This is a genomic window from Streptomyces sp. NPDC032198, assembly GCF_040636975.1.
GTDB lineage: Bacteria > Actinomycetota > Actinomycetes > Streptomycetales > Streptomycetaceae > Streptomyces.
In genome coordinates this window covers 81,290-95,310 of sequence record NZ_JBEZVL010000007.1, presented here as the reverse complement: position 1 = coordinate 95,310, position 14,021 = coordinate 81,290, and the positions used below count along the sequence as shown (strand labels likewise).

Below are 14,021 nucleotides of genomic sequence, written 5' to 3'. Positions count from 1 at the left end.
TAGTACAGGGAGGCAGCCATGCGCCGTGTGACCGTGCACAAGACCGTCGGTAAGCCCACCAATCGGCAGGTCCGGGAGAAGTACGAGTCCGAGGAGCGCGAGCGGCCTCGCGAGCGCCCCGAGGTCCGCAAGGACATCCAGCGGACCTGGTGGCCCGATGGGTGAGATCAGCTAGAGGGTCTTCTTGTAGTGGAAGCGGTCGTACGGGCCGTCCACCCTGCGCTCCACCAACTCGTAACCATGGCGCGGGTAGAGCTTCTGGTTCTCCCACATCATCGCGTTCGTATAGAGCCTGACCTCGGGAAGTCCCAGCGACCGCGCCCGCTCGTCCACGAAGGCGAGCAGGCGGCGGCCCACCCCTTGGCCCGCCGCCTCGGGGTGGACCGCGATGCTGTCCAGGAACAGATGGTCCGCGTGCGGGACGAGGACCAGGAGACCCACCACGGGGTCCCCGGTGACGAACACCCGCCCCGCCGCCACGTCCGCCGCGTGATCCGCCTCCATGGGGACGGGCACGACACCGATGCGCGCGATGTAGGGGTGGTACGCCGCGTCCGTCACCGCCTTCACGGCGGGGACATCGGCGGCGGTGGCGGGGCGGATCTCATCGGGCATGGGGCGGGTCACGTCGTGGGTCATGCCTTTACATCTACGTCAGTCCTCCTGCCCCGCACCAGCAGTTTCTTCAGGAGCGGCCACAGCGCGATCAGCGCGATGATCACGTACACCGTGATCGAGAAGGGCGTGTCGACCAGGCCGCTCACGCTGCCGTCGCTGATCTGCAGGGCGCGGCGCAGCTGCTGCTCGGCGTTCGGGCCGAGGATGACGCCGATGACGGCGGGCAGGACCGGCAGTCCGTAACGCCGCATGCCGAAGCCGATCAGGCCGATGATCAGCAGGATCACCAGGTCGAGGGCCTCGCCGCCGACCGCGTACGCGCCCACCGCGGCGAAGAAGAGAATGCCCGCGTACAGGTAGGGCCTTGGGATGCGGAGCAGTTTGGCCCAGACCGGGGCCAGCGGCAGGTTCAGGGCCAGGAGCAGGACCATGCCGACGAAGAGGGACGCGATCAGGCCCCACACCAGGTCCGGTTCGCGTTCGAAGAGGAGCGGGCCCGGCTGGATTCCGTACTGCTGGAAGGCGGCCAGCATCACCGCGGCCACCGCCGTCGTGGGGAGGCCGAGCGTCAGCATGGAGACGAGGGTGCCCGCCGCGGATGCCGAGGACGCCGACTCGGGGCCCGCGACTCCCTCGATGGCGCCCTTGCCCCACTCGTCCTTGTGCTTGGACAGGCGCTTCTCGGTGACGTACGAGAGGAAGGTGGGGATCTCCGCGCCGCCCGCGGGAATCGCGCCGAACGGGAAGCCGATGAGCGGGCCGCGCAGCCAGGACTTCCAGGTGCGCTTCACGTCGGCCTTGCCGAGCCAGGGGCGGCCGACGGGGATCGCCTCGCCGCTCGTGCGCCGCAGATGGGCGGCGACCCACAGGGCCTCGCCGATCGCGAAGAGACCGACCGCGACGATCACCACGTCGATGCCGTCGGCGAGTTGGAGCGAGCCGAAGGTCAGTCGCTGCTGCCCGGTCATCTGGTCGAGGCCGACCAGGCCGAGGGTGAGGCCGATCAGGAGCGAGGCGAGTCCTCGTACACGGGACGAGCCGAGCACCGACGTCACGGCGATGAACGCGAGGACCATGATGGCGAAGTAGTCGGGCGCCCCGATGTCGACCGCGAGGTCGGCGACCGTCGGCGCGAGCGCCACCAGGAGGGTCGTGCCGATGATGCCGCCCGCGAAGTGCCCGATGGCGGCGGCGGCGAGGGCTTGTGCGCCGCGCCCCGCCTTGGCCATCGGATTGCCTTCCATCGCGGCCACCACCGCGGCGCTCTCGCCCGGGGTGTTGAGCAGGATGGAGGTCGTCGAGCCGCCGAACATCGCTCCGTAGTAGATGCCCGCGAACATGATGAACGCGCCGGTCGGCTCCAGGCCGTACGTCACGGGGAGCAGGAGTGCCACCGCCATCGCGGGGCCGATGCCGGGCAGGACACCGATCGCGGTGCCCAGGAGCACGCCGACGGCGGCCCAGAGCAGGTTCATCGGGGTGAGGGCGGTGCCGAAGCCGTCCATCAGGGAGTTGAAGGCGTTCATGTCACAGCACTCCCATCAGTGGTCCGCCGGGCAGCGGCACCCCGAGCAGGTTGTTGAAGACGACGTACGTGATGAGGGAGAGCCCTGCCGCGATGAGCGGATCGCGGTCCAGGTGCCGGCTGCCGAGCGCGTACGCCGCGCCCCAGAACAGCAGGGCGCCCGCGACGGGGAAGCCGAGCGGTTCGATGAGGACGGCGGCGCCGAGGAAGACTCCGGCGAGGAGCAGCACGGTGCGCCAGTCGGCGGGTTCGGAGAGGTCGATGTCCTCGCCGCCCTCGGCCTCGCCGCGACCGCCGCGCAGGACGTCGACCGCGAGGATCACGGCGACGACGAGGAGGCCGATGCCCACGACGACCGGGACCGTCTTGGGGCCGATGGGGCCGCGCTGGGCGATCTCGACGTCCATGGTGAGCGCGTCGGTGAGGACGAGGGCGCCGAGGGCAAGCAGCATGACGCACACGCCGAGTTCGGAGTGCTCGCGCAGCCAGGTGCGGCGGCTGCTTCCGCTGCCGTGCTCGTCGGGCGGGGTCGACGGGGATTCGGTCGTCGTCGTCACAGTCCCAGCTCCTTCAGCACGGACACCACGCTCTTGTCCTGGGCGGCCAGGAAGTCGCCGAACTCGTCGCCGGTGAGGAAGGCGTCGTCCCAGCGGTTGGTCTTGAGGGACTTGCGCCACTCAGGGGAGTCGTGGAGCTTCCTGACCAGGCCGGTGAGTTTCTTGCGTTCCGCGTCGGAGAGGCCGGGCGGGGCGACGATGCCGCGCCAGTTGGTGAAGTCCACGTCGTAGCCGGACTCCTTGAGGGTCGGTCCTTCCAGACCCTTCACGCGCTTCGGTCCGGTGGTCGCGAGCAGCCGCAGCTCGCCCGACTTGATCTGGTCGAGGTACTCGCCGACGCCGGAGACGCCGAAGGCGACCTTCTTGCCGAGGATCGAGGCGAGGAGTTCGCCGCCGCCGTCGAAGGGGACGTAGTTGACCTTCTTCGGGTCGATCCCGGCGGCGCGTGCCATCAGCATCGGGGCGAGGTGGTCGGGGCCGCCCGGGGACGAACCGCCGCCGACCGGCAGCTTGCCCGGGTTCTTCTTCCAGGCGGCGACGAGCTGCTTGATGTCCTTGTACGGGGAGTCCTTGGCGACCACGACGACGTCCGGCTCCTCGGTGAGGCGGGCGATCGGGGTGGTGTCGGCGAGGGTCTTGGGCGAGTCGTTGGAGCGTGCGGCGCCGACGACCCCGAGGCCCATGGACATCGCGAGCTTGCCGTTGCCGTGTTCGCCGACGAGGCGGCTAAGGCCGACGGTGCCGCCGGCGCCGGGCAGGTTGAACACCTCGATGTTGTGGGTGAGTCCGGCATCCTCGGCGTTCTTCGCCGCGGTGCGGGCGGTGATGTCGTAGCCGCCGCCCGGGGTGTTGGGGACCATGAGGCGCAGGCCGGGGATCTGTGTGCCGGTCTCGGCGCCGCCGCCCGTGGAGAGCAGCGGCGGCCCTGCGAGCACGAGCAGCGCGGCCCCGAGCAGGGCAAGGGGTGTGCGCAGACGCACGTGTGCCACCACCTGTCGGTACGTAGTCGTTTGGGGGGAGTCGGTGCGGCCGGGCTCCCCGTGGGGGCGGGAACCCGGCCGCCGTCCGCGGGGACGGGGATTCCTGTGAGGTGGCCCACATGTTGCCTGCGCGTTAAGAAGCTGTCTCTCTTCCGGAATCAACGGACGTTGTGGTCGTTGTGGTCGCGCCCATAGCCTGCGGCGATGACAAGGGTGCTGGTCGTGGACGACGACTTCATGGTCGCCAAACTGCACAGCCGTTATGTGTCCGCGGTGGACGGATTCGCGGTGGTGGGGGTGGCGCACAGCGGTGCTCAGGCGCTGGCGGCGGTGGAACGGCTGCGCCCCGATCTGATCCTCCTCGACATCTATCTCCCCGACATGGACGGCATCGCGGTGCTACGGGAGTTGCGTGCCGTCGAGGAGCGCGACCGGGACCGGCAGCCGCTTGACGCCTTGTTCATCACGGCGGCGCGGGACGCGGAGATCGTGCGGGCGGCGCTGCGGGCCGGAGCCCTGCACTACCTCATCAAGCCGTTCAACCAGGCCGCCCTGCGTGAGCAGTTGCTGCACGTGGCGGCGGTGCGGGCCCGCCTGGACGGCCTGGACGAGGCACGCCAGGAGGACGTCGACCAGATCTTCGGCACCCGGCCGCCCGGCTCCCGTGAACTCCCGAAGGGCCTTGCGGCCCACACCGCGGACCTGGTCGAGCAGACCCTGCGGGGGCATCCGGGCGGGCTCTCCGCCTCGGAGTGCGCCCAGGAGGGAACGCTCTCCCGGGTCAGCGCCCGCCGCTACCTGGAGTTCTTCGCGGACACGGGCCGGGCCGAGGTGACGCTGCGGTACGGGGGGACGGGGCGGCCGGAGCGGCGGTACCGGTGGGTGCGGTAGCCCTGCGGAGTGGCGGCCCTGGCCGTCAGGCGGTGGTCAGTTCCTCGACCGCCTGATCGACGAGGTGCGAGTCCGGGTAGGGGACCTTGCCCATGCCGAAGTCCTCCACGGTGTCGACCTTGAGCCGGCGCACGGCCTCGTGCAGGCGCCGGGGCAGCCGGGGCTCGCGCTGCGCGACCGGTCGGCGCTGATGCGGGGAGCGGGGTCCTGGCGGGTCGGCGAGGGTGATGGCCTGCTCGGCCCAGAAGTTGGCATCGCGGAGCTCACCCCGGCTGAGGTGGTAGAGGTTCAGGCAGTGGGCGGCGACCGCGTTGCCCGCACCGGCGGAGAACTGCCACCAGAACTGGGCACCTTCCCAGCAGCCCGCCAGACCGAGCAGGCAGGCGAAGTGCAGCGCGCCGTCGGGATTGTCGGGTCCGCGGGCGGCCAGCCGGGAGAGGTGTCCGGCCGCCTCAGGATGGTGCAGGACCTGGGTGGACACCACGTCCAGGCTGGCCGCGGCCTGCTCGTGGACGGTGGGCATGTGACCGGCCGGGCCGGGCACGGCCCCGAACATCAGGGTCTGGGTGACGTCCCTGACGATCTCCTGCTTGAGGTCGGCGAGGTCGGCGTCGGTGAACACGTCGTCCATCGCAGCCTGGGCGAGGGCGGTGTCGATGTGGCTCGGCACGGGGTTACTCCTTCTCGTCGGCGGCTGGATCGATCGACAGACCGAGTTTGATGGCCATGCGCTGGCGCGCCAGGCGCCGGTGAGAACGAACGGTGTCAGCTTTGATCCCCATGATGTGGGCGATGCGCCGGGAGGGATAGCCCAGGACGTAGTGGAGCACGATGACGTCGTACTGGCGCTCGGGAAGGCCCGCTATCGCGGTGTACAGGCCGAGGGCGGATTCCATCGCGGTGAACTGGTGACGCGCGGCCTCCAGGGTGGCGCGGGCGGTGTGCTGGAAAGCGGCGCTCTGCACCATCTGGGCCGGGGCGGGCCGCCCGGCCAGCCGCAGGTGGATCTCCACGCGCTGCTTGAGGAGCTTCCAGGCGTACGCCTCCGGGCTCTCCTCCTGCTGCACGTTGCGCCAGTTCAGGGCGAGGTGCCGGTAGCAGCGGCGCACGACGGCCTTGGCGGCTTCTTTGTCGCCGAGCATCGAGTGTGCGTAGCGGAGCTGGGGTTTGGCGTAGCGGGCGAAGCAGCGTTCCAGGTCGGGGGGCATCTCGTAGGACATGCCGGTGAGGGCGGGCAGGTCGGACGACGGGGCGCAGGACATCCCGATCGTGGCGAAGCCGGCGTCCTTGGGCTGTTCGGCGTCCTCGGAGGGCACCGACGTGGTGGGGTCGCTCATCACCGGGCTCCCTCGTCGCTCGGCGCAGGCAGCTCGACGGTGTCGGAGGGACGTTTCCCCTTGAGCAGTTCGGCGGCGCCCACGCGCACTCCGGCGCCAGCAGGCGGCGCGTCAGATGGCGTGCGTCGGGGGCGAAGACCCGCAGCGCGGTGACGACGACCGTCGCGGCGAGAAGTTCGTCGAGGGTGAAGGTCACTGTTCCTGTCCTTTGTCCTGCTGACGGCAGGCCGCCCTGCACCAGGTGCGGACCACCGGAGAACGTCGATGTCCTCAACCGCAGGATTTCGGATCGCCGGGGCAAACGCGTATGTCCGAGGCGGCCAATTCTGGACGCAAAGTGACTTGGGAGTAACTGTGGGGAAGAATTTGTGTTCGAGAGTGAACGATAGGTAACTGGTCGTCACTCTGCGTGCGGCGCTCTGGCCAGCGCAAACCCTCCCGCCACATGCCACCGGGGCATGCGGCCCACGCCCCCTCCCGCGCCCCTCGCGCCGACGCATCGCGTTCAGAACTGGCCCCCAATGTGACTCACATCACTCTACTGTGCCCAACTCCGGTCACGTGGCGGCCTGTTGAGTCACGCGGGGTCGAACTGACGGGCCCGACAGCGCTTCCGGCTTCCCGGCGACCCCCTCCGGACCGGCCCGTAGCTCACCTACCGGCCAAACCGGGACTCACACGGACCCAGCCTGAGCCCCCGGTTAGCCCTCCCTTAAGTCGACCATAAAGATCGCCATCACCCCCTCCCAGCAGGCGAATTCGGGGATTTCAGCGGCTAGCTTTCTCGTCGCCGGGCCGGTTACGAACCGTCGGCGCCGCACGTAATCGGGGGGCGGCACCGGCCGTTCGCAACCGTCTCGTGTCCCCCACCCCCAGAACCGCCGCTGAGGAGAACCACCCATGACCGCACGTCGCAAGGTCGCCGCGATCGCCGCCGCCGGCATCGCCCCGCTCGCCCTGACCGCCCTTTCGGCCGCCCCCGCCGCCGCGCACGGTTCGATGACGGACCCGGTGAGCCGTGTCTCCGCGTGCTTCCAGGAGGGTCCCGAGGCCCCGAAGTCGGCTGCCTGCAAGGCGGCCGTCGCGGCCAGTGGCGCGCAGGCCTTCTACGACTGGAACGGCGTGAACATCGCCAACGCCGCGGGCAAGTCGAAGGAGATCATCCCCGACGGCAAGCTGTGCAGCGCCGGCAACGACAAGTACAAGGGCCTCGACCTGCCGCGCGCCGACTGGCCGTCCAGCAAGATGTCCGGCGGCAACCACACCTTCCACTACAAGGGCACCGCCCCGCACAAGGGCTCCTTCGAGCTGTACATCACGAAGGACTCGTACGACCCGTCCAAGCCCCTGAAGTGGTCGGACCTGGAGGAGAAGCCCTTCGTCGACGTCGCCGACCCGAAGATGGAGAACGGCGACTACGTCTTCGACGGCAAGGTCCCGGCCAAGACCGGCCGTCACCTGATCTATTCGGTCTGGCAGCGCTCGGACTCCCCCGAGGCGTTCTACACCTGCTCCGACGTCGTCTTCGGCAAGGACAGCGGCGGCGGCGCCGCGGCTCCGGCCCCGACCGCCTCCGCGCCCTCCGAGAAGGACATCGCCGCGGGCGCCGACAAGTCGACCGTCGAGCACCACGGCCACGGTGACAGCGACGCCAAGACGGGCGCCGAGGCCTCCGCACCGGCCCCGGCCGCGGCTGACGACACCGCCGCCAACGAGCCCGAGGTGAACGGCGGCGCCGAGAAGCCCGTCGCGGCCACGAACGAGAACCTCGCCGAGACCGGCGGCGACAGCACCACCCCGTACATCGCGATCGGCGGCGCAGCCGCCCTCGCCATCGGCGCCGCGGCCATGTTCGGCACGGCCCGCCGCCGCTCGGCGCGCCACGGCCGCTGAGTACGGAGCAATCAGCGGGCCGCCGCCTCCCCTCACGCTTCCGGGGAGGCGGCGGCCCGCTGTCCGCGCTCGGTCAGGACAGGCACGTGCTCGGGGTCGCGTGCGCCGGGTCCAGCGCGTTGGCGACCTCATGGTGCGCGACGCGGTCGAGGATCCCGATCGCCACGTGTTCGGAGAGGTCGACGGAGCACAGGTCCTGGAGGGTCACGTTGCGTACGCCGGGGCCGGTCAGGAATTGCGTGCGGTACGGGGTGACCACCTCGTCGTACTTGGTGGCGATGACGGTGTAGCGCACGCCGGGGACGGTGTCGCCGCCCGCGTTGAGCTTGGTCAGGAACGGTGATCCTGCCATCTGGTCGGCGAGGCCCGGGGTGTTGGTGGTGAGCAGGTCCTCGATGCCGGGGAAGTAGGGCAGCAGCCTGGTCAAGCCGAGCAGGGTGGTGCCGTGGTTGTCGGGCGCGAGGCCGACCAGGGCGTTCACCTTCGCCGCGCCGCCGAGGAACTTCAGGTAGTAGCGGGGCATCATGCCGCCCTGCGAGTGGCCCACGAGGTCCGCCTTCGCGGCGCCCGTCGAGGCGAGCACCTTGTCGACGAAGCCGTCGAGCTGCTCGGCCGACTTGTCGATCGGCCCGACCCCGTTGAAGAAGGGCACTGCGGGCAGCTGGCCGTAGTCCAGGGAGTAGACGCAGTAGCCGCGCCTCACCAAGTACGGCGCCAGGACGAGCCAGTTGTCGATGGAGTTGCCGAAGGTGCCGTGGACGAGCACCACGGGGCGGGGGTGGGCGGCGGACGGCTTGCAGCCGTAGTCGTTCCAGCCGCTCGACGTGGCGGCTGCGGCGGCGGGGGCCGCGGACGCCGTGGCGGCAGGGGTGAGGGTGAGCGCGCCCGTCATGAGGAGGGCGGCGGCAAGCGCTCTGAGCGCTCGTCTCCAGGGCAGCATCGTGTGATCTCCTTGCGGCTCAAGGGAGTTGCGATGAGTGAGCCCTGTGATCCGGATCACGAGGATGCCGTGCACACGACAAATTACGAGCCGGTAGTGAAAGTGTGAAGTTACGCGTCGGTAAAACTTCCAGTGACCACTGGCACGATCGCGCGGCCCACCGCGTCCGGTCTCACCCGGCCGCCGCCCCGCCGGGTCACCTCCTCGGCGGCACGACCAGCCCCAACTCGTACGGGATGATGACCAGTTGGACCCGGTCGCGGGGATCCGGCTTGGTGAAGAGCCGCGCCACATACGCCTTGACCGTGGCCACGGCGATGACGAGCTCGGCCGCGATCTCCGCGTTGGAAAGCCCGCGGCCGACCAGCGTGAGCACCTCGCATGCCCGGCTCCAGGCCAGGCCCGCGCGCACGGCCGGCCACGGACGCCCGGCGGCGAGCCTGCCGCGGCTCCCGCTCCGGCCACGACTCCCGTCCCCGCTCCCGACCGTCGCGCTCCCGTCCCCGCTCCGGCCCTGCTCGGGCAGCGGCTGACCTGGCTTTATGTCCATGCGCCGATCGTATGCGGCCCTCCCTCCCGGGGGTATTGGCCTGTGGGCGTACGCCCGTGGGCTGTTGGAGCCGTCGCGGGTGTGGCCGACGGCCCGGTGCCGGGCGCCCCCGGGGCGCGACACCGTGCCCGCCGGGACCTGTGACCCCGGGGCGCGGTGCTACGCCGCCAGCGTCCCCGGCACGATCGCGCCGGGCCCGAACTTGGCCCGCGCCCGGTCGGCGACCTCCTCGATCCGGCGGGCCCTGTCGTCCACCGGGTCGAACATCAGCTGGTGGGAGGCCTGTTCGGCGTCCCCGAGCCCTTCGGCGCGCAGGGAGATGCCGCGCACCCTGGCCCGCTGGAGGCCGAGCGCCTCGTACATGCGGTACGCGGTGGCGGTCAGCGCGGAGGAGTGCGCGGTCGGTTCGGGGAGCGTACGGGTGCGGGTCGTCGTGGAGCGGTCCGCGTACCGCACGGTGAGGGTCAGGGAGCGGCACACCTGGCCCTCGACGCGCATCCGCGCGCCGAGTTCCTCGGTGAGCGAGAGCAGCGCCCTGCGGTGCCGCGTGGGGTCCAACTCGTCGCGAGAGAAGGAGCGTTCGGAGGCGAGGGAGCGCGCGGCGGCGTTCGGCACGACACGCGCGCGGTCGACGCCGTGCGCCTTCTCCCGCAGCTCGCGGCCAGCGCGGACGCCGACGAGGCGCTGCAGCGTGGAGAGCGGCGCGGCGGCCACCTTGCCGACGGAGTCGAGCCCGTACGAGCAGAGGGTGCGGGCGGTGGCGCGGCCGACCCCCGGCAGTTCGGCGACCGGTTTCGGCCCGAGGAACTCCGCGACGGCGTCGGGATCCCCGCCCACGGCCCGGGTCACCCCGGGCGCGGCCTCCCGCGCGGCCATCCGCGCCAGCATCGGCCCGGGTCCGGCGCCGATCACGCAGTCCACGCCGTACAGGGCGAGCGCCCGCACCCGGATCACCGAGGCGAGCTCGACGGCGTCCCGCCCGAAGTAACGCATAGCTCCCCGTACGTCGACGAGCGCGGCGTCGGGCGGCAGCGCCTCGACCACGGGGCTGAACTCGCCGAGCAACGTGAGCAGTCGGGGCACGGCCGCCTCGTACATGGGCGGCAGGAGGAACCGTACGCAGAGGGTGCTCATCCCGCGCTCCCTGGGCTCTGGTGCCACAACTTCCGCCCTGTCGCCGCCCGTTCGCCGGGCGGCTGGAGGTCGGCCCAGGGGTGCATCTCGTACCCCGTGGACATCCGGATGCGGCGGCCGGCGTCCGCCGGGGTTCCGTCGGACTCCCCCTCCGGCCCCGGCTCCGGCCCCGACTCGGCAAGACGCGCCCCCACCGCTTCCAGCCCGCCCTCCTGCCGCAGCTCCACCAGTTCCGCCAGGTTCCAGGCCGCCGCGCCGACCACGCTGAGGCTGCGCGGCCCGCGCCGCTGCACCACGCCGCGGACCAGGAGCAGCCAGGAGTGGAAGACGGTGTGCGCGCACCGTTCGTGCGCGTCGTCGAAGAAGGCCAGGTCGACCAGGCCCGTTCCGTCGTCCAGGGTGCTGAAGATGACGCGTTTCCCGGAGCGGATCGGCGGGGTCTGGGTGGCCGCCTTGGCGCCCGCGACGAGCACGGTCGCCCCGTGCTCGGCCTCCCTCAGGCGGCGCGCCGTCAGCACGCCGAGCTCCCGGAGGAACTCCGCGTGGTCGCCCATGAGATGGCGCGAGGAGTCCATGCCGAGGACGCCGAGTTCGGCGCTGAGTCGTTCCGCGTCGTCCAGGTCGGGCAGCCCGGCGGGGGCCGTCTTCCGCCCGCCGGACAGCGGGAGTTGGGCCCCGGAGGAGCCCCGCGAGCCCCGCCTGAGCTCCGTGAGGTGCAGTTGCAGATCGCGGCGGTTGGCGCCGAACGCGTCCAGCGCGCCGACCTGTGCGAGCCGCTGGGCGACCGGTTTGCTGGGCCTGGCCCGCTCCCAGAAGTCCAGGAGCGAGGCGTAGGGCTGCGCGTCGGCGATCCGCGCGGCCTCGGCCTCGCTGATGCCGTGGACGTCGGAGAGGGCGAGACGCAGGCCCCAGCGGTCCGGAGCCGAGCCAGAACCGGACACCAGTTCGATACGGTGAGCGACCGCGGACCTGTTCACGTCCAGGGGAAGGATCGGCACCCCCCGCCGCCGCGCATCCGCGAGCAGCAGCCGCTTCGGGTACATCCCGGGGTCGTGGGTGAGCAACCCGGCGTAGAAGGCGGCCGGGTGATGGGCCTTCAGCCACGCCGACTGGTACGTCGGCACGGCGAAGGCCACCGCGTGCGCCTTGCAGAAGCCGTACGAGCCGAAGGCCTCGATGATCTCCCAGGTCCGGCCGATCGTCTCGCCGTCGTACCCCTTCGCCGCCGCCTGCTGCGCGAACCAGAACCGGATCCGCCCCTGCGACTCGGGGTCGGAGAGCCCGCGCCGCACCCGGTCCGCCTCGTCGCGCCCGCAGCCGGTCATGATGTCCACGATCTCGATGATCTGCTCGTGGAAGACGACGACGCCGTACGTCTCCTTGAGCGGGCCCGCCAGGTCCGGGTGCGGATAGCGGATGGGCGCGCGGCCGTGCCGGGCCTCGATGAAGGGCCGCACCATGTCGGCGGCGACCGGTCCCGGCCGGAAGAGCGAGATGTCGACGACCAGGTCGTGGAAGGTGGCGGGCTGCAGCCGCCCGACCAGGTCCCGCTGGCCCGGCGACTCGATCTGGAAGCAGCCCAGCGTCTCGGTGGACTTGATGAGTTGGTACGTCGCCGGGTCCCCCGGCGGCACCGCGTCCACGTCCACCCGCTCACCCGTGGCCCGCTCGACCTCCTCCACCGCGTGCGCCATCGCCGACTGCATCCGCACCCCGAGCACGTCGAGCTTGAGCAGCCCGAGGTCCTCCACGTCCTCCTTGTCGAACTGGGACATGGGCAGGCCCTCGCCGCTGGTGGGCACGACGGGCGTACGGGCGAGCAGCGAGGCGTCGGAGAGCAGCACTCCGCACGGGTGCATGGCGACCCCGCGCGGCAGCGCGTCCAGGGCCTCGACCAGCTCCCACAGGCGGCCGTGGTTCTCCGCCTCCCCCGCCACCTCGCGCAGCTCGGGCAGCTCCTCCATCGCCGAGCGGGCATCGCGCGCGCGGATGTGCGGGAAGGCCTTGGCGATCCTGTCGATCTCGGCCGGGTCCATGGAGAGGGCGGCGCCCACATCGCGGATGGCGTGGCGGACCCGGTAGGTCTCGGGCATCGCGACGGTCGCGACCCGCTCGGTGCCGAAGCGGCCGATGATCGCGCGGTAGACCTCGAGGCGGCGGGCCGACTCGACGTCGATGTCGATGTCGGGCAGGACGGACCGGCGCGTGGACAGGAACCGTTCCATGAGCAGGCCGTGCTCGACGGGGTCGGCGTGCGCGATGCCGATGAGGTGGTTGACCAGGGACCCGGCGCCGGAGCCGCGCGCCGCGACCCGGATGCCCAAGTCACGTACGTCGTCGACCACTTGGGCCACGGTGAGGAAGTAGGAGGCGAAGCCGTGGTACGCGATGATGTCCAGCTCGTGGTGCATCCGCTCCCAGTAGCCGCAGGCGTCCGGGGCGCGGTCGTACCCCCGAAGGACCATCCCCGCCGCCGCCCGCGAGGCGAGCACGCGCTGGGCGCTGCGGCGGCCCGCGCCGACGAGGTGCGGTTCGGGGAAGCGGACGGAGCCGATGCCGATGTCGTCCTCAGGGTCGACGAGACACTCGGCGGCGGCCGTCCGGGTCTGTTCGACGAGGCGGTGGGCGGTGTCGCGGCGGAAACCGGCCGCCTCCACGATCCGCTCGGCGTTGCCCAGCATGGCGTCGGCGCCCTTCAACCACCTTTCCCCGCTGTCGAGTTCCTTGGTCGGGTCGACGGGAACGAGGCGGCGGGCGGCGTCGAGCACGTCGGCGACCGGGCCCATGCCCGGGTCGGCGTAGCGGACGGCGTTGCTCAGGACGGGACGGACCCCCTGCTCGGCGGCGAAGCCGACGGTGCGGGCGGCGAGGCGGAGCGAGCCGGGGCCGGTGCCTTCGCGGCCGTGCCACACGGACTCCAGGCGCAGCGCGTCCCCGTAGCGCTCGCGCCAGGGGGCGATGAGGCGGGCGGCCCGGTCGGGGCGCCCGGCGGCGAGCGCGCGCCCCACGTCGGACGCGGGGCCGAGCAGCACGGTCATGCCCTCGCCGTGGTTCTCCTCCCACGGAAGGACGGGCTGCCCCTCGCCGCTCCGGTGCGCGGCGGTGATCAGGCGGCACAGCGCGGCCCAGCCCGTGGCGCCGTCGCGGGCGAGGAAGGTCACGCGCGGGGTCGATTCATCGATGAAGGCACCTCCGCGCACCGGGGTCCGCCGCCTGGCACCCTGCGGCGGAGCCGGCTCCCCCACCGCGAGCTCGGCCCCGAACAGCGGCCGCACCCCCGCCTTCGCGCAGGCCTTGGCGAACCTGACGGCCCCCGCGAGGGTGTCCCGGTCGGTGAGCGCGAGGGCGTCCATGCCCCGCTCGGCGGCGCGCTCGGCAAGCCGCTCCGGGTGCGAGGCCCCGTACCGCGGGGAGAACCCGGAGACGGTGTGCAGATGCGTGAACCCGGGCACACGCACCTCCTGAAACCCTGAATCGATCCGTTCTCACATCCCCCGCCTCCACCATAGACCAAGTTTCGAACGTACGTACGACACCGGCGTACGGCACCCCATCCGACCCGCACCCGCTTCGCCCATTCGGCCCCGCCCGCCTGC

At 71.5% G+C, this 14,021-nt stretch carries 12 protein-coding genes and 1 pseudogene; 3 read left to right on the top strand and 10 right to left on the bottom strand.

Going from position 1 to position 14,021, the window contains the following annotated elements; genetic code table 11:
- Positions 1 to 18: 18 nt before the first annotated feature.
- Entirely contained in the window at positions 19 to 165 is a 147-nt protein-coding gene (locus AB0E78_RS19850; protein WP_361833963.1) for a hypothetical protein, read from the top strand.
- Between the two features lie 6 nt (positions 166 to 171).
- Here the strand turns inward: AB0E78_RS19850 and AB0E78_RS19845 are convergent, their stop codons facing one another.
- Genes AB0E78_RS19845 through AB0E78_RS19830 form a run of 4 tightly spaced genes read right to left on the bottom strand, consistent with a single transcriptional unit; the run spans position 172 to position 3,680 of the window.
- Positions 172 to 615 (bottom strand): N-acetyltransferase, encoded by a 444-nt coding sequence (locus AB0E78_RS19845; RefSeq protein WP_361834638.1) that lies wholly within the window; start codon positions 613 to 615, stop codon positions 172 to 174.
- Between the two features lie 20 nt (positions 616 to 635).
- Positions 636 to 2,144: a tripartite tricarboxylate transporter permease gene (locus AB0E78_RS19840; RefSeq protein WP_361833961.1), complete on the bottom strand. Its 1,509-nt coding sequence runs from the start codon at positions 2,142 to 2,144 to the stop codon at positions 636 to 638.
- Between the two features lies 1 nt (position 2,145).
- Positions 2,146 to 2,700 (bottom strand): tripartite tricarboxylate transporter TctB family protein, encoded by a 555-nt coding sequence (locus AB0E78_RS19835; protein WP_361833959.1) that lies wholly within the window; start codon positions 2,698 to 2,700, stop codon positions 2,146 to 2,148.
- On the bottom strand, positions 2,697 to 3,680 hold the full coding sequence (locus AB0E78_RS19830; protein WP_361834635.1) for a tripartite tricarboxylate transporter substrate binding protein: 984 nt from the start codon (positions 3,678 to 3,680) through the stop codon (positions 2,697 to 2,699). The genes AB0E78_RS19835 and AB0E78_RS19830 overlap by 4 nt, the downstream gene beginning before the upstream one ends.
- A 204-nt stretch (positions 3,681 to 3,884) precedes the next feature.
- On the opposite strand from AB0E78_RS19830, the gene AB0E78_RS19825 reads away from it, so the two are divergent.
- Positions 3,885 to 4,571 carry a response regulator gene (locus tag AB0E78_RS19825; protein WP_361833957.1) on the top strand — a complete coding sequence of 229 codons (687 nt, stop codon included), beginning with the start codon at positions 3,885 to 3,887 and terminating at the stop codon, positions 4,569 to 4,571.
- A 25-nt stretch (positions 4,572 to 4,596) separates the two neighbouring features.
- Here AB0E78_RS19825 and AB0E78_RS19820 read toward each other — a convergent pair whose 3' ends face one another.
- Both AB0E78_RS19820 and AB0E78_RS19815 read right to left on the bottom strand, forming a co-directional pair.
- Positions 4,597 to 5,241: a hypothetical protein gene (locus tag AB0E78_RS19820; protein ID WP_361833955.1), complete on the bottom strand. Its 645-nt coding sequence runs from the start codon at positions 5,239 to 5,241 to the stop codon at positions 4,597 to 4,599.
- 4 nt (positions 5,242 to 5,245) lie between these two features.
- Positions 5,246 to 5,908, bottom strand: a complete 663-nt coding sequence (locus tag AB0E78_RS19815) for a sigma-70 family RNA polymerase sigma factor (protein WP_361833953.1) — start codon at positions 5,906 to 5,908, stop codon at positions 5,246 to 5,248.
- A 900-nt stretch (positions 5,909 to 6,808) separates the two neighbouring features.
- On the opposite strand from AB0E78_RS19815, the gene AB0E78_RS19810 reads away from it, so the two are divergent.
- Positions 6,809 to 7,801: a lytic polysaccharide monooxygenase gene (locus AB0E78_RS19810; RefSeq protein WP_361833951.1), complete on the top strand. Its 993-nt coding sequence runs from the start codon at positions 6,809 to 6,811 to the stop codon at positions 7,799 to 7,801.
- Positions 7,802 to 7,874: 73 nt separating this feature from the next.
- On the opposite strand, the gene AB0E78_RS19805 is transcribed toward AB0E78_RS19810, so the two are convergent.
- From AB0E78_RS19805 to AB0E78_RS19790, 4 genes and pseudogenes are all read right to left on the bottom strand, one after another.
- On the bottom strand, positions 7,875 to 8,741 hold the full coding sequence (locus tag AB0E78_RS19805; RefSeq protein WP_361833949.1) for an alpha/beta fold hydrolase: 867 nt from the start codon (positions 8,739 to 8,741) through the stop codon (positions 7,875 to 7,877).
- A gap of 196 nt (positions 8,742 to 8,937) precedes the next feature.
- Positions 8,938 to 9,120, bottom strand: a pseudogene (locus tag AB0E78_RS19800) (helix-turn-helix transcriptional regulator); the annotation flags it as partial.
- 330 nt (positions 9,121 to 9,450) lie between these two features.
- The gene (locus AB0E78_RS19795; protein WP_361833947.1) at positions 9,451 to 10,425 is read right to left on the bottom strand and encodes a hypothetical protein; all 975 of its coding nucleotides are present in this window, start codon (positions 10,423 to 10,425) and stop codon (positions 9,451 to 9,453) included.
- Positions 10,422 to 13,877: a DNA polymerase III subunit alpha gene (locus AB0E78_RS19790; protein ID WP_361833946.1), complete on the bottom strand. Its 3,456-nt coding sequence runs from the start codon at positions 13,875 to 13,877 to the stop codon at positions 10,422 to 10,424. The genes AB0E78_RS19795 and AB0E78_RS19790 overlap by 4 nt, the downstream gene beginning before the upstream one ends.
- Positions 13,878 to 14,021: the final 144 nt, after the last annotated feature.

Bases quoted from the DNA above. Each gene is read 5' to 3' on its own strand.
- AB0E78_RS19850 (WP_361833963.1), top strand. From the start codon at position 19: ATGCGCCGTGTGACCGTGCACAAGACCGTCGGTAAGCCCACCAATCGG.
- AB0E78_RS19845 (WP_361834638.1), bottom strand. From the start codon at position 615: ATGCCCGATGAGATCCGCCCCGCCACCGCCGCCGATGTCCCCGCCGTG.
- AB0E78_RS19840 (WP_361833961.1), bottom strand. From the start codon at position 2,144: ATGAACGCCTTCAACTCCCTGATGGACGGCTTCGGCACCGCCCTCACC.
- AB0E78_RS19825 (WP_361833957.1), top strand. From the start codon at position 3,885: ATGACAAGGGTGCTGGTCGTGGACGACGACTTCATGGTCGCCAAACTG.
- AB0E78_RS19815 (WP_361833953.1), bottom strand. From the start codon at position 5,908: ATGAGCGACCCCACCACGTCGGTGCCCTCCGAGGACGCCGAACAGCCC.
- AB0E78_RS19810 (WP_361833951.1), top strand. From the start codon at position 6,809: ATGACCGCACGTCGCAAGGTCGCCGCGATCGCCGCCGCCGGCATCGCC.
- AB0E78_RS19805 (WP_361833949.1), bottom strand. From the start codon at position 8,741: ATGCTGCCCTGGAGACGAGCGCTCAGAGCGCTTGCCGCCGCCCTCCTC.
- AB0E78_RS19795 (WP_361833947.1), bottom strand. From the start codon at position 10,425: ATGAGCACCCTCTGCGTACGGTTCCTCCTGCCGCCCATGTACGAGGCG.